Below are 13,626 nucleotides of genomic sequence, written 5' to 3'. Positions count from 1 at the left end.
AACGGGTGCGGTCAGCCCAGGCCGGCTTCGAGCGCGGCGAGGCGGGCCTCCTGGCCGCGGGCGATGAACAGCGCGAGCTGATCCGGCCGGAAGCCGTAGCGGTCGCCGGCCGGCCGGGCGGGCGACAGCACCCGCGTCTCGCCGCTCGGCTCCCCATCCTCGCCGAGGATCGGCTCGGAGACCTCGGGCTCGGCGTCCCACTTGTCGTAGCAGATGAAGGCGTAGCGGAACGGGTCGAGGCCGCGCGCCTGCCCCAGCGCGATCGCCCGCTGCACCGTCAGGCCGATGTGGTGCCGCGCCCCCTCCGCGCCCTTCTCGGCAACCGCGGAGAGGAACCGGAACGACCCGATCTCCCGGGCCAGATCCTGCGCCCAGCCGATCTCCGCCTCGGTCAGCGGCGCGACCCCGGTCTTCTCGCGGGCATCCGAGGTGTTGATCGAGCCGGTCGCGGCGTAGACGGTGCTCCACCGGTTCGGGGCGAGCCCGCTGGCTTTGGCGTTGTCGGCAGACGGATGGAACCCGGCCTCGGTGAACCAGAACAGGTCGCCGGTGTCGTCCCGGTAGACCCGCAGCGGGCCGCCGGCCGCGTACACCACCCAGCGCGCGGCGCCGCTCCAGCGGTCCGCCCACGCCACCTCGCCCGCAAGGCCGCTGACGGCCACGGCGCCGGGGACGGTGATGCCCGCCGTGAAGCTGCCGCCCGCCTTGTCCATCTTGGTGGTCGGATCGAAGCTGGCCGAGGTCCAGAGGCGATCCCAGCTGCTCCAGCGGCCGGCGACCCGGACGCGCTGCCAGGTCTCCCGCGCGGCGGCGTCGTTCAGCCGCGTCGCCCGCTGCAGGGCGTAGAGGCTGCTGTTCGAGTGGGTCTGGACCTCGATGTACCACCACTCGGCCGTGGGCGCGTTGACGAGCTGCGCGCCGTCGTAGAAGCCCGCGGTCGTGAGCGTGTCGAGGTTCGTCGCGGCGGGGAGCCGGCTCGCCTTGCCGTACGTCAGCGCGCCCGCCGCGAGCGGGCCGGCGACGAGCCCGCCGGTGCTGCGGTCGATCCGCAGCGCCTCGATCCAGGCGCTGCCGTCGGCCGAGACCTTCAGGTGCAGGTCGTCGTCGCCGGTCAGCCCGATCTCGGCCCGGCCGGACCAGCCGGATTGGAACAGCAGCGAGAGCGTGTTGGCGGGCGCGTCCTTGTTGAGGGTGTAGCGCAGGTCGCCCGTGCCGCCCTCGGCGCGGGCGAGCGCGGTCCACAGCGCCGCGTTGAGCTTGGCCGCGAACGGATTGGCGGCATCCGCCGTGGTGCCGATCCCGAGGCGGGCGAGGTTCTGCAGCGCCGTGAGCGTGGCCCGGAACCCGACCCACGCACCGCCCGTGTAGGTGTAAAGGTCCGCCTCATCGGTGACCCAGGCGAACCACCCGGGCCGCGGAACGAAGGATCGCCACGCGCCGTCCTGAAACCGGACGATGCGCCCCGCCCATCCCGTCCACGCGCCGCTCGGGCTCGCTCCGGCGATCAGGTAGCGGTCGCCCTCGGCCGGGCTTGCCGGGGGTTCGAGCCGGTCCTTGTCGAGGACGGCGAGCTGCACCAGCGTGTCGAGGCCGAGCAGTGCCTCGTTGTGCGTCACGTGTTTCTGCGCCTGCGCCGCCTGCAGGAGCGGCAGCGCGAGCAGCGGCGTTGCGTCAGACATGGAGCGTCGTCCTCAGGGCCGCGCCGCGGCCGTAGGTTGCGGAGAGCTGGTGGATGGCGATGGACAGGCGCAGCACCGGCCCGCCGAAGTCCGCCGCCTGCTCGGCCGCCGTGTAGGTCAGGCGCGGCGTGTCGGTCTGGACCGTGCGGAGCACCGTCATCCCGTCGCGAATCTCGACCGCATAGGCCTCGGTCTCCTCGGCGAGCGGCACCTCGGTCTGCTCCCAGGCATCGCCGTTGAGCCGGGTGCGGCGGATCCAGCTCAGCACGAGGTCGCCGCTCGCCTGGCGCCGCAGCCGGGCCTGCACCGGGGCGTAGGGGCGCAGGCCCGCCCCCGCGATGGTCAGGGTGGCGCCCGCATAGCTCGCATCCTCCGGCGGCAGTGCCGCCGGCCCCCAGCGGAAGACCTGCGGCAGGGCCCGGCTGGCCAGGGGCATGCCCGACTGCACCAGGGCCTCCGAGAGCACCACGAACGGCGCCCCGGCCGGGGTCGGGTCGCCCAGGGCGAACTCCGTCCCGCGCTGCCCGCGCAGCAAGGTGGTCAGCCGACAGCGGCCCGGCCCCAGCAGGGTGGCGGTGGCCCATTGCAGGATCTCCCACTCGCCCGAGGGGGTGAGCAGGGCCGCCGCGTTGGCGCCGTTGAGCACCTCCATCTCCGGCGCGGAGGTGAGCTCGGCCCCGGCCGGCACCTGCACGTCGAGCGCCGAGACCCGGTCCCAGCGCTGGGTGGGGCCGCTGGAGAGCGGGGCCGTGAGCTGGCCGATGATCGAGCGGGCGGCCACCACCGCATCCGCCGCGAACGGCCCGCCGCCGAGCGCCCGCAGCACCGCGATCGGCGACCACGGCGCGGTGTAGCCGGCGAAGTACGGCGCATGCGCCACCGCGTCCGCGCGCAGCAGCGGCAGGTCCAGGGCCTGGAACAGCCCGACCCCGATCGTCGCCGGCGGGGCCGGCGCCCGCCCGCTGGCACTGCCGTCCCGGTAGGCATAGACGCCGCTGTCCGCCCGCACCGCGCTCACCGGCCGGCCCGCCTCCAGGCCCAGCCGCGTCAGGCGGTAGTCGGTGCGGCTGCCGGCCAGCGTCAGGCTGACGACGTCGCCCGCCTCCAGGGCCAGGGCCGAGGGCGGCAGCACCGCGCCGACCGCCTCGCGCTCCACCACCGCCTGATAGAGCAGCGCCTGGGCCAAGCCGCGGGCGGCGCCCTCCTCCAGGCACAGCGGCAGCGCGGTCCGCGACACCGCGGCCGAGCGGCCGGCGGCGCGGCGCGCCTCGACGGCCGCGCTCTGGTAGGCGCGGGCCGGATCGAGGTAGCTCAGCGCCACCGCGGCCGGCAGCGCGGTCTCGTCCGTGCGGGTGCGCCGGTAATCCGGCCCGGCGCCGGAGGCGACCAGATCGGCTTCGGTGAAGTGGGCCACCGGAGCCTGCGCGAGCGGCCGGAAGTGGATGGCGCCGCCGCTCTCGACCCCATCGAAGAAGTAGGCGGTGCGCAAGGGCGCCAGGCTGTCGCGCGGGGCCTGCACCTCGGCCACGGTGTAGCCGTGCACGAGGCCGTGCAGCGCCGACACGTCGACCGGCGCGCCGCTGCCGGCGCAGAGATCGGCGACGACGTCGGGCAGCAGGCCGAGGTTGAGCCGGCCGGTGAGCCAATGCCCGAGGCTGTAGTTCGGGCTGTCGCTCCAGACCGAAACCTGGCGCGGGAACTCGGGGAAGGGCCGCGCATCCCAGGTCCACACGAACAGCCGCTGCGGATCGACCATGCGGCCGCCGTAGACCGTCGAGACCGGGTTGCCGTCCGGGCTCTGCCAGTGGCGCAGCGTCGCCTCGAGGTAGGCGCGCTGCATCATCAGGTCCTGCCGGCCGGAGGAGTAATGGGGCAGGAAGCTCTCGGAGGATTTCGGATCGACGAAGACGTTGGGCTGGTTGGCGCCCTTGTCGACGGCCGGGCAGCCCACCTCGGTGAAGCGGATCGGCTTGGACTGGGGCCGCCAGGCGGTGGCGGCTTCCTGCCGGACGCCGCCGGGCCGGTCGTGGTGCGGGTTGAGCCACCAGGCGCGCAGATCCTTGATCCGGAACACCCACGGCTCGGCATGGGCGCTGTCGGTGATCGGCACCCGGTTCTGCGCGTCGCGGTCGGCGAGCGTCGGATAGTACCAGTCGAACAGCTCGCCCCCGGCGATGTTCTGCGTCAGATACTCCGGATCGTAGATCGCCTTGTGATCCTGCGCGTCCAGATGATCGAAGCCGTCGCGCCAGTCTGAGAGCGGCATGTAGTTGTCGATGCCGATGAAGTCGATGTTGCTGTCCGCCCAGAGCGGATCGAGGTGGAAGTAGACGTCGCCGGTGCCGTCGGCCGGGCGATAATTGGCGTACTCGCTCCAGTCGGCGCCGTAGCCGATTGCAGCCCCGGCGCCGAGGATGGCGCGGGCGTCGGCCGCCAGGGACTTGAGCTGCGCCACGGCCGGAAAGGTGGCGGGGTCCGAGCGCACGGAGGTCAGCCCGACCATCTCCGAGCCGATCAGGAAGCTGTCGACCCCGCCCGCTGCCTCGGCCAGACGGGCGCAGTGCAGGATGAAGCGGCGGAAGCTCCACTCGGCCTTGGCGCAGCTGACGGTCGCGCCGGTCCAGGCCAGATCGGCCGGCCTCACCGTGCCGAAGAAGGCCGCCACCTGCGCGGCGGCCGCCGCGGTCTTGTCCGGGCTGCCCGGGCGGCCGATCGCCGGATCGCAGCTGAGGCGCCCGCGCCAGGGAAACGCCGCCTGCTCGGGCCCGCCATACGGGTCGGGCAGGCCATTGCCGGGAGCGATGTCCATCATCACGAACGGGTAGAGCGTGACCGACAAGCCCCGCCGCTTCAGCTCGCCGATCGCCTGCACCACCGCAAGATCCGAGGGCGCCCCGCCGAGCAGCGGGGCGCCGTCCGCGTCCCGGCTCACCACCGACGCTTGCGCCCGCGACAGGCCGCCGGCCCGCCAGGGCACATCCGTGCTCTTGGCGGCCGTCTCGACCTTCGGCAGGATCCGGCAGGCGGCAAGCCGCAGGTCGGTGCCGTGCCACGCCACCACCAGCGCGACGTGCCGGCAGCGCGGCGCCTCGGCCTGGAGCTGATCGAGCGCCTTCAGCAGATCGACCCCGCCCGAGACGGTGTTCTGCCCGGCAATGGCGCCGAACTCGCGCGCCGTCACCGGGGCGGTGGCATAGACGAACTCGCCCATGCCCGGGATCAGGGTCACGGCGGTGATCAGCTCCTCCAGCGCGGGCCGTGCACTGGCGGCGGGCGGGCGGCGGATGATCTCGGCGGTGATCACCGGGACGCGGTTGCCGAAGGCGGCCAACGGCAGATCCTCGAACACGAGATAAGCCACGCCCCGGTAGGCCGGGGCCGCGCCCTCGATCGCCTCGATCTTGGGATCCGGCAGCTGATCCTCCGTGCCGAGATAGAGCCGGGCCTGGTAGTCGGCGAGCCGGATCGGCTTGCCGTCCGCGTAGACCTCGCCGAGGGCCTGGATCGGCCCCTCGCAGAAGGCCACCGCCATGCTGACGCTGTAGCTGTACGTCACGTTGTAGGTCTTCGGCTGCGGCATCCCCTTGCCGCCGCGGGTCTTCACCGTCTCGACGGCCTGGGTCTCCTTGAGCCTGGTGGCCCAGATGATCTGGCCGGCGACGCGGGTGCGGCCGTAGACGCGGGCGATCGCCGCGCCCTCGCTGGACGCGGTGACGTAGAGCTCGGACAGGCGCGGCCCGCTGGCGATCTGCGGCTTGGGCCGCGCGCCGAACAGGGCGCGATCGGCCACCCCGCCGAGGGCGGCCCCGGCGATCCCGCCGAGGACGCCGCCGAGCGGCCCGCCGAGCGCGGTGCCGACCGCCTTGCCGGCATAGGACAGCACCAGCGTGCTCATCGGGCGATCTCCGGAAAGCGGAAGGCATGCGCGATGCGCCGGCTCCAGGCCGGCGGGATCCCGCTCTCCAGGACGGCATGGCCGTCATAGGCGTGGATCATCCGGCTGGGGCCGGAGAGGATGGCGCAGTGCTTGGCCGGCAGCCCGTCGCGCCAGCGGAACAGCAGCACGTCACCGGCTTCCGCCTGCGGGATCGGGATTTCCTCAAGGTGGCGGCGGGCCGCCTCGCGCAGCGTCTCGCTGCCGTGATCCTCGGCCCAGCTCGCGCTGTAGGGCGGCGGCGCTTCGGGCGCGCAGCCGTACAGCTCGGCATAGACGCCGCGCAGCAGGCCGAGGCAGTCGCAGCCCACCCCCTTGAGCGCGGCCTGATGATGGTAGGGGGTGGCGAGCCACGTCCGGGCGAGCGCAACGACCCGCGCGCGGGTGCGATCAGAGGCGTCCGCCGTCATTCTGCGCTCCCGCCGGGCTGGCCGACACCGCGTAGTCGTTGCCCGGCAGATCCGGGAAGCCGCGGAAGTGGACGCCATTGCCGAACTTGGCCCGGCAACTCGTGAAGGACTTGTCGCAGCCGGCCGTGAGCGTGAAGCTGTCGCCGGCCGCCATCGGGGCCGGCATCGGCTCCCACAGCTCGAGCAAGGCGCTCGCTCCGGAACGCAGGTGGGCGCGCACCTCGACGACTGCCCCGGCATTGGCGCCGGAGGCCCAGACCAGGTGGCCGGCGGTGAACCAGTCGGTGCGGTAGGCCTCGAGGCCCGCGGCGACGAGCGCGCGGGCGGAGCGCACGGCGGTGACGCGGCCGCTGCCCTGATAGGTGGCCGATGTGGCGTCGATCCCGCAGCGGGGATCGCCGAACAGGGCATCGCAGGAGCGCTGGTAGAGCCGGCCGCAGGGCTGAGCCAGCCGATCGGCGAGCCCGCGCACCTCGGCGGTGAAGCCGGTGCAGCCGCGCGAGACCTCGCCGATGGTGCCGGACAGGATGAGCACCGCATGGGCCGGGGCGGCCCAGTCCAGCCACCACACCGCGACGGCGGCACCGTCGTAGAGGCCGCGGGCGAGCTCGGCCTCGGCCAGGCGCCCGCTGCTCAGCGCGCCCATGATCTCCAGGCTGTCGACGGCGAGCCCCGCGCTCTGCTCGAGGGCGCTGCCGGTGGCGCCGCTCTCGGCCGAGCAGAGCACGCCGTCACAGGTCACGTCCTCGTCGTGATCCGTGAAGCCGAGGCGCTGGCCGTCGCTGCGGGTGAGGATCCAGCAGCGGCACAGGGTGGTGACGCCGCTGGCGAGGCTGGCCGCGAGGCCGGGCGGGAGCGTCTTCATCGGCGCAGCTCGATCACCGGAATGTCGGCGACCACGCCGGCCAGCACGGCCTGGTGGTCGATCTCGAGGCGGTCGCTGGCGAAGCGCACCGGCACATCGAACAGGAAGCCGGCGGTGACGGCAGCACCCGGCGCCGGCGCCGCGGCCAGGGTGACGCGCCCGGTGGTGGGATCGACGGAGAAGCCGGTGGGGGCGAGCTCGGTGCCGGCGACTGCGATGCGCACGGAGCCGGCGACCGGCTTGAGGATGGGGCGGAGATAGGGAGCGAAGGCGCCGCCATAGGTCTTGGCGAGCGGGAACACCGTGGTGCTGCCGTCGCCGGTGCCGAGCGGCTGGTCGGTGGGGGCCGGCTGCTGGCCAAGCGCACAGGAGGCATGGTCGAAGGTGTCGCGCCAGCGGAAGCCGTAGAGCGGCCCGCGGCGCTCCTCGAAGAAGGCCAGCAGCAGGGCGATGTCCTCGGCCCGGCGCAGCGCCGGGCCGGCATTGTAGGAGCGGCGGGAGTGGCGCCAGAGGCTGTTGCGCTCCTCGTCGCCCGAGCCCAGCGTGACGATCTCGGTGCGCCGCTCGGGCCCGCCGCGCGAGCCGTAGGAGAGGCTCAAGGGAAAGCGCACCTCGTGGAAGGGCGCGGCCATCAGCCCGACCGCATGCCCCGCTGCACCGCCCGGTAGAGGGCGGCGGTGATCTGGGCCTCGGAGCGTGCGAAGCTCGGCGCGTCGGGCGTCTGCACCACCATGCTGACCTGGATCGGCCGCGCGCGGCTCGCGCCATCGGCCGCGGCCGGCGGGCCGGCGCCCCGCGCGATCGGGATCACCCGCCCGTCCTGGTTCGGCACGAACAGCTCGCGCCCGAGCTCGCCCACCGTGTAGGCGCGCCCGGCCTGCACCGGGCCGCCATTCGCCCGGAAGAAGCTGCTGACGAAGTCACCGAAGCCGCTCGCCTTCACCTCCTGCGTGGCCCACCCGGCGAGGCCACCGACCGCACTGCTGCCGGCGCTCGCGGCCGGCGCAGTGCCAAAGAACCCGGCGAGCGGCCCCTGACCGGTGAAGAGCGCCTGCAGCGCCGACCGCTCGAATTGCTTGATCAGGCTGCTCAGGACATCGCCCAGGTTCTTGCCCTCCAGCACCGCATCGGCGAAGCCGTTGGCCGCCGCGTCTCCGAAGTAGCGAGCTGCGTCCGCCGTCTGGCGCAACGCCTGCTGGGCATCCGTCGCAGCGTCCTTGTAGCGCTGCATGGCCTCAGCAGCGGCAAGCACGCGCGTGCGCTCGTCTTCGGTCAGATCGGCCGAATCCCGCTTGCGCCGCTTCACGTCCTCGCGTGCCGCCGCCTCGGCCTTCGCGAGCGCCACCGCCTTCTCGCGCTCGATGTTCGTCTGGGTGACGTTGTCCAGCTCGGCCTTCGCGGTATCGCGCGCCTTCTCGAGCTGGTTGATCAGGGTCTCGACGGCATCGAGGCTTTCGGAGCTCGATCCACCACCCCTGGAATGAAGAGACGGGAGAGGGTTCGCGTTGGCTCCGCCTCGCGGGCTCACCCTGACGGTCACCGGGGCGGGCGGCCCCTGCTCCTCCGGCGGGAGGGCGCCGACAGCGCGCAAGGCCTCCTGAGCCGCGGTGAGCACGTTGCCTGCGGTCAGCACCTTGCCGATGTAAGGAATTGAGTTGACGAAGCCCTTAATCTCACCGACGACCGCAGATATCTGCTTGTACAGATCAACCGCAATCGTCACAACGCGAGCAATTACGGCCTCGACATTTAGGAATGCCTGATAGGTGTCGAGGACGGCATTCGAGATGTCACGCTGGATCGGGGCAAGCGCCGTCGCGAAGGTGTTGGCGATGTCCTTCGCCTTGGCGTCGAGCTGATTGGCTCTCTCGATCTCGTCCTCGCCGACGATGCGGATGCCGGCGACGGTCGTGGAGGTGGAGGTGATCGCCTCCCGCAGCTTGCCGGTCAGGTCGATCCCGTCGCGCAACCGCCGCTCGAAGTCGGCCCCGAAGAACTTGCCGGCCAGGTCGAACGCGGCCGGATCCCGCGCCTCCGCGCGCAGCTTGTCAATGAGATCCAGCACGACGCGGATCTTGGCTTCCTGGCTCGCCGCGTTGTCGAACAGCGCCTTGTCGGCCGCGGTGAGGTTTCCGGCGCGCACGTTCTGCTCAAGACGGTTGCTGAACGACGAGGTGTTGCTGGCGTCCTTGCCCTCACCGATCCTGATCTCTGCGGCCTCCCGGGCGTGCCTCAGCGCCTGAGTGACCTGATCGACGGTCAGGCCGTACTTCTCCGCGCTCAGCGTGGCGCGCTGGAAGAACTCGGCGCCGACGCCGACACGCTCCGCATCGCGCCCGATCTTGACGAATTCCTCGACATGCTGGCGCGCCTGATCAATCGAGCTTGCCACGCCCTCGAAGACGAGCTTGGCGATCTCGAAGGCGATGAAGGCACGAAACAGGGTCTGAAGTGTCGGGATCTGGGCCGCGATGAGGGCGATGGACGACGTCGTGCCGGCCAAGCCCGCCTGCACCGTCGCCTGGGCCGTCTGCGATGCCGCGGCCGATGCGGTGAAGGCCCGCACGATGCCCTCAAGGGTCGCCTTCTCGGCCGTCGCGGCAGTCGCTGTCGCGGTCGCGATGGTCCTGAGGTCCGTGCCGACGGCGCCAGCCGCGCGCTGGGCATTCCGCTGAACCGCATCGAGCGTGCGACCCAGCGAGTTCGAGTTCGCCGCGGCGCCGGACATGGAGACCGCGACGCTTGCCATGTTGCCGGCGATCGACGAGGCCAAACTCGCCATCGCGCTCTGGGCGCGTGACGTGTCCGCCGCAAACTGAATGACAAGAGGCTCAGCCATGCGACTGCCGTTTTCTGGTCTTGCCGACTGACTTTCGCTTCATCGACCGTCGAACCAGCGCGCCATCAGGCGCGACCGGCGGCCATCTCTTCGGACAGCACGTTCAGGAATTCGTCCTCGCCAATGTCCGCCTCGCGCGGCGTGTGGGCGCGGATGAACCCGTCGATAGCGGCGTGCCACTCCGCCAGGGTCATTCGCCGGACATCCTGTGGCGTGAACCCCGCGACCGCCCCGGCTGCTATGTAGACGGAGAGGTCTCCGGGGCGGCTGCGCTGCCCCCCTCCGTCTCGGCTTTTCCCTGAGGGACACCGCTCACCGCAGCCCTCACGATCTGCGCCGCGAGGTCGAGGAAGTCGGCGACCGGGTAGACGGGAGGGTGATAGCGCATCACCAGGGCCTGGGCCTCGACGGCCGATGCACCGGCACCCTCCAGCCCGAGCCGGATCGGCTCCCACACGTCGTTGACCCCGAACCGGTGGGTGGCGAGCCGCAGCATGATCTCGCCGATGCCGGCGTTGCACAGCCGCTCCAGTTCGGCGATCTCGCCGAGTCGCAGCTGGAACGAGCGCTCGCGACCGCCGAAGGGCGCCCGCACGAGCGTGCGCGAGGTGTCGGTCTCGCTCATGCCGTGGCGTCCGTCCACGTGAGCGGGCCGTCGCCGCGGAACTGGCAGGTGAACGATACGATGCCGTTGTTGTTCTTCGTGATCTCCAGGTTCTCCACGAAGACGTTGCCGATCCAGGCGCCGCCGCCGTTGGCCGCGGTCTGATCGACCAGGAACCGATACGGGATCGGCGTCTGGCTGCCCGCGTCGGCACGCAGCTTGGCAAGACGCGTCGCATCCACCTGACCGGCGATGCGCCCGCCCCAGGCGGTCGAGGACATGATGCTCTTGCGCACCGGGATCGCCAGCGGATCATCGCAGTCCGGGACGGTCGCATCCTCGAATGCGTTCGTCAGCGTGAGCGTGATCGAGGTGGCGAGGCAGATGAACGCCCAGTTCTGCTGGGCAGTGCCGTCGCCGCGGTAGGCCCTGAAGCGATTCCCGGGCAAGAGGTTGGGGGTCGTCATCCAAGCGGCTCCTCGATGAGGGTGTCACGGGCGATCGTGGTGGTGAGGTCCACGAACATCGACTTGGGGGCGAGGGGATCGACGACGTCGCCGGCCTGGGTGACGTCGAGGCGGTTCTGAAGGCTGAAGGGCGCCGGGATCGTCACGACGTCCGCGTCCTTGCCGTCCAGGGCCTGCACGATGGCCTCGATCACCTCCCAGCCCTGATCGCGACCGGAGGTTGTGGTGACGGCGTAGATCCGCATCCGGATCTGCCAAGCCGTCCCGCATTCGAGGTAGACCCGCTGCCGGTTGATCGGGCCCGCGTAGATGTAGGGAGCCTCCTGGCCGGGCCTGCGGTCGTTCGGCACGGCGTCGAACACCTTGCCGGCCACGAGGGCGGTGACGCCCGCATCGGCCTTGAGCAGGCGGCGCACCTCGCCGAGGAGGGCGGTTTCCGGGGTCATAGTCCTTCCTCCCGCGCCGCAGCCGCGGCGCCGCTGTAGAGCTGAGCCAGTCCCTCGCGGACCGAATTCCAGAAGAAGGGTTTGGGCTCGACGTCGGTCGGCCCGGCGGAGGAGCCGCGTGGGCGAAGTGCACTGTGGTCCTCGAGGTCGAAGAATCCCGCGTCGGCATGGCCCGTGCCGCCGACCCGGTGCCCGAATTCGACGAAGCGGGCATACTCGTCGTCCCCGTTCACCGCGGTCGCCTCGACGGTGATCAGCCGACCTTCCTTGCGCCAGCTGATGCCGCTGAAGAGCGTGCCGGTGTCCCGCGGCGCCCTGGCACGCATCATCTCCACCATGTCGGCCGCAGCCTGCTCGGCGGCGTGGTCGGAGCGAGTGGCGAGCGTCACGAGGTACTTCGCGAGTTGGCCCGAGATGCGCTCCACCCCGACCACGCCCGTGACGGTGTCGATGAGGCGCAGGCCGGACAGCACGCCGGGCGCGGTCCGGAAGGCGCGCGCCTGGGGCGCCAGATCGAAGGCGGAGAACCCCTGGCCGATCGCGCCAAGGGTCGCGGTGATGTCGACCATCACTGCCCTCCCATGTTGGACGAGATGCGCATCGTGATCATGCCGGTGCGGCGGTCGGGCAGGCCGACGCCCTCGATCCCGAACTCGCGGCCTAGGATCACCACCCGATCGGCGCTGGTGACGGTGCGGGCTTGGGGACTGTCGCGGATGGTGAGCGTGCCGGTCTCAACGTCCTGCGCTCGGCCACCCTCTGCGGCTTCGCGGGCGCTCTCCTGCCGGTAGTTCGCCCAGGCCTTGAAGGCATCGGCGTAGTCGCCGCGGTCGGTGCCGTCGCCGATCACCGGCCGCTGACGAAACGTCACGCGCTTATCGAGGAGGCCGGGATCCATCAGCCCCACCCCCGGTAAGGCGACAGCAGCGCGTCGACCCCCAGAGGCAACTCGCTCATTCCTCCGGCTGGGGTGACAGGCAGGCGGTTGGTGTAGAAATGCCCGACCATGAGCAGGATCGCGTGCCGGATCGGCGCCGGAACCGTGCTCCTGGCGTCGCTCCCGGTTCCCGTCTCTGGATAGCCGGCGCGGTAGCGGACGGTGATGCTCTGCCCGTCCGCCGAGGGCGTCTCGCTCTCCACGGCCCGGAACGGCGGGCACGGATAGACGCGGTCGCCGGGGGCGAGAACGGCCGGGAAGACGATCTCCAGGACCTGTTCCCCGAGCGCCCGGCCGAGCCAGCCGTCCGGCCCGTCGAGCCAGGCCGTCGCCACCTCCACCAGGTCGGAGATGTAGCCATTATCGTCGTCGTGCTCGACGCGCAGGTGCCGCTTCGCCTGCGCCAGCGTGACGATCGGAGCGGGCGGCGTGACGACGATCGGGGACATGGGGATCTCGGCTGCGGATCGGCCGATTACTTGGGCTTCTTGCCAGCGGAACTGTTATCGGAGTTGCTGTTCTGGTTCTGCTCGGTCGCTTTCGCAGCCTCCACCCGAGCCTCGATCTCGGCGATCTCGGCCGCGGCCGCCCTGCGCCGATCGGCCAAGCCCTGCTCCAGGTCCGCCGCCTCCTGCTGCGCCTTGGCGCGAGCCTCCTCGACCAATCGATTGATCTCCGCAATGGCCGCCTGCGCCTGCTCGCGCGCCGTGGCGACCGCCGCATCCAGGGCCTCGATCTCCTGCTGACCGCTGGCACTCTGCAGGGGCGGCAGGCTGGCGGTCGGCACGGCCGCGTTCTCCTCATCCGTGAGGGCCACGCAGCCGGCCGCGGCGAGGGTCTTGATCTGCACGGGCGTGAGCGCGACGACCTGCCCCTGACGGACGGGGCGGCCATCCAGGGTGAAGGCGCTGATCGCGGTGCGTTCGGCGACGTTGGTCTTGCCCATGACGCAAGCTCCTGGTCAGGCAGAGGGATGGGTCGGAGCCGCGGCCGGGGCCGCAGCCCCGGAGCTCACGGGTTGTAGCGGTTGTCCCCGAACAGCAGCACGGCGGTGCCGATCACGGCGCCCGCATTGTCCGAGGAGATCTGCACGGCGACGTAGCTGTAGCCGTCGTCGAGCTGCTCGGTCTTGGCCTCGGCCGTGACGAGCAGGGCGCCGCCGCCGGCCGGCGCAACCTTCTCGACCGGCGCGCCGAGCGGCTTGGCGCCTGCGCCCGCGCCGTCGGTGGCCTGCAGGAGCTGGACGGTGACCTTTTTCGTCGCGGCGATGGGGCCGGTGACGACGTCGGCGGCGATGCGCTGGGCGCCCGCGGCGGCGTAGTACGCCCCGGTCCGGGCCGTGGTGATGTCGGCGTGGACGACGCCGAGCTGGCGACGCTGCCGCTGGGCAATGGTGGGCATGGCTCGCGGTCCTTCACGATGGAGGCGGAGAGGAGCGGGCGCGC

Annotated in this window: 15 protein-coding genes; all 15 read right to left on the bottom strand. The window is 71.6% G+C overall.

The window, feature by feature from the left end; translation table 11 throughout:
- Window positions 1-11 precede the first annotated feature (11 nt).
- The 15 genes from MNOD_RS42805 to MNOD_RS09645 all read right to left on the bottom strand — a co-directional run bounded on the left by MNOD_RS42805 (window position 12) and on the right by MNOD_RS09645 (window position 13,582).
- Window positions 12-1,679 carry a DUF2793 domain-containing protein gene (locus tag MNOD_RS42805; protein WP_015928689.1) on the bottom strand — a complete coding sequence of 556 codons (1,668 nt, stop codon included), beginning with the start codon at window positions 1,677-1,679 and terminating at the stop codon, window positions 12-14.
- Complete coding sequence (locus MNOD_RS09705) at window positions 1,672-5,574, bottom strand: baseplate multidomain protein megatron (protein ID WP_015928688.1); 3,903 nt, start codon at window positions 5,572-5,574, stop codon at window positions 1,672-1,674. Before MNOD_RS09705 ends, MNOD_RS42805 begins: the two co-directional genes overlap by 8 nt.
- A complete protein-coding gene (locus tag MNOD_RS09700; protein WP_015928687.1) occupies window positions 5,571-6,023 on the bottom strand; it encodes an NlpC/P60 family protein in 453 nt (150 codons plus the stop codon). The genes MNOD_RS09705 and MNOD_RS09700 overlap by 4 nt, the downstream gene beginning before the upstream one ends.
- The gene (locus MNOD_RS09695; protein WP_015928686.1) at window positions 6,004-6,888 is read right to left on the bottom strand and encodes a DUF2163 domain-containing protein; all 885 of its coding nucleotides are present in this window, start codon (window positions 6,886-6,888) and stop codon (window positions 6,004-6,006) included. Before MNOD_RS09695 ends, MNOD_RS09700 begins: the two co-directional genes overlap by 20 nt.
- Window positions 6,885-7,520, bottom strand: a complete 636-nt coding sequence (locus MNOD_RS09690) for a DUF2460 domain-containing protein (protein WP_015928685.1) — start codon at window positions 7,518-7,520, stop codon at window positions 6,885-6,887. Before MNOD_RS09690 ends, MNOD_RS09695 begins: the two co-directional genes overlap by 4 nt.
- Window positions 7,520-9,727: a hypothetical protein gene (locus tag MNOD_RS09685; protein WP_015928684.1), complete on the bottom strand. Its 2,208-nt coding sequence runs from the start codon at window positions 9,725-9,727 to the stop codon at window positions 7,520-7,522. Before MNOD_RS09685 ends, MNOD_RS09690 begins: the two co-directional genes overlap by 1 nt.
- A gap of 65 nt (window positions 9,728-9,792) precedes the next feature.
- Window positions 9,793-9,921 carry a hypothetical protein gene (locus tag MNOD_RS49910; protein ID WP_015928683.1) on the bottom strand — a complete coding sequence of 43 codons (129 nt, stop codon included), beginning with the start codon at window positions 9,919-9,921 and terminating at the stop codon, window positions 9,793-9,795.
- A gap of 44 nt (window positions 9,922-9,965) precedes the next feature.
- A complete protein-coding gene (locus MNOD_RS09680; RefSeq protein WP_015928682.1) occupies window positions 9,966-10,352 on the bottom strand; it encodes a gene transfer agent family protein in 387 nt (128 codons plus the stop codon).
- Complete coding sequence (locus MNOD_RS09675; protein ID WP_015928681.1) at window positions 10,349-10,798, bottom strand: hypothetical protein; 450 nt, start codon at window positions 10,796-10,798, stop codon at window positions 10,349-10,351. The genes MNOD_RS09680 and MNOD_RS09675 overlap by 4 nt, the downstream gene beginning before the upstream one ends.
- Window positions 10,795-11,244, bottom strand: a complete 450-nt coding sequence (locus MNOD_RS09670; protein ID WP_015928680.1) for a DUF3168 domain-containing protein — start codon at window positions 11,242-11,244, stop codon at window positions 10,795-10,797. The genes MNOD_RS09675 and MNOD_RS09670 overlap by 4 nt, the downstream gene beginning before the upstream one ends.
- Complete coding sequence (locus MNOD_RS09665; protein WP_015928679.1) at window positions 11,241-11,813, bottom strand: HK97 gp10 family phage protein; 573 nt, start codon at window positions 11,811-11,813, stop codon at window positions 11,241-11,243. The genes MNOD_RS09670 and MNOD_RS09665 overlap by 4 nt, the downstream gene beginning before the upstream one ends.
- Window positions 11,813-12,115, bottom strand: a complete 303-nt coding sequence (locus MNOD_RS09660) for a phage head completion protein (RefSeq protein WP_244424694.1) — start codon at window positions 12,113-12,115, stop codon at window positions 11,813-11,815. Before MNOD_RS09660 ends, MNOD_RS09665 begins: the two co-directional genes overlap by 1 nt.
- A 26-nt stretch (window positions 12,116-12,141) precedes the next feature.
- Window positions 12,142-12,630 carry a head-tail connector protein gene (locus MNOD_RS09655; RefSeq protein WP_015928677.1) on the bottom strand — a complete coding sequence of 163 codons (489 nt, stop codon included), beginning with the start codon at window positions 12,628-12,630 and terminating at the stop codon, window positions 12,142-12,144.
- 26 nt (window positions 12,631-12,656) lie between these two features.
- Entirely contained in the window at window positions 12,657-13,127 is a 471-nt protein-coding gene (locus MNOD_RS09650) for a hypothetical protein (RefSeq protein WP_015928676.1), read from the bottom strand.
- Between the two features lie 65 nt (window positions 13,128-13,192).
- Window positions 13,193-13,582, bottom strand: a complete 390-nt coding sequence (locus tag MNOD_RS09645; RefSeq protein WP_015928675.1) for a hypothetical protein — start codon at window positions 13,580-13,582, stop codon at window positions 13,193-13,195.
- Between the last annotated feature and the right edge of the window lie 44 nt (window positions 13,583-13,626).

This window comes from Methylobacterium nodulans ORS 2060, assembly GCF_000022085.1.
GTDB classification, from domain to species: Bacteria; Pseudomonadota; Alphaproteobacteria; order Rhizobiales; family Beijerinckiaceae; genus Methylobacterium; species Methylobacterium nodulans.
Note: the sequence above shows the minus strand (reverse complement) of the source record. Positions and strands in the feature narration are given on the sequence as shown.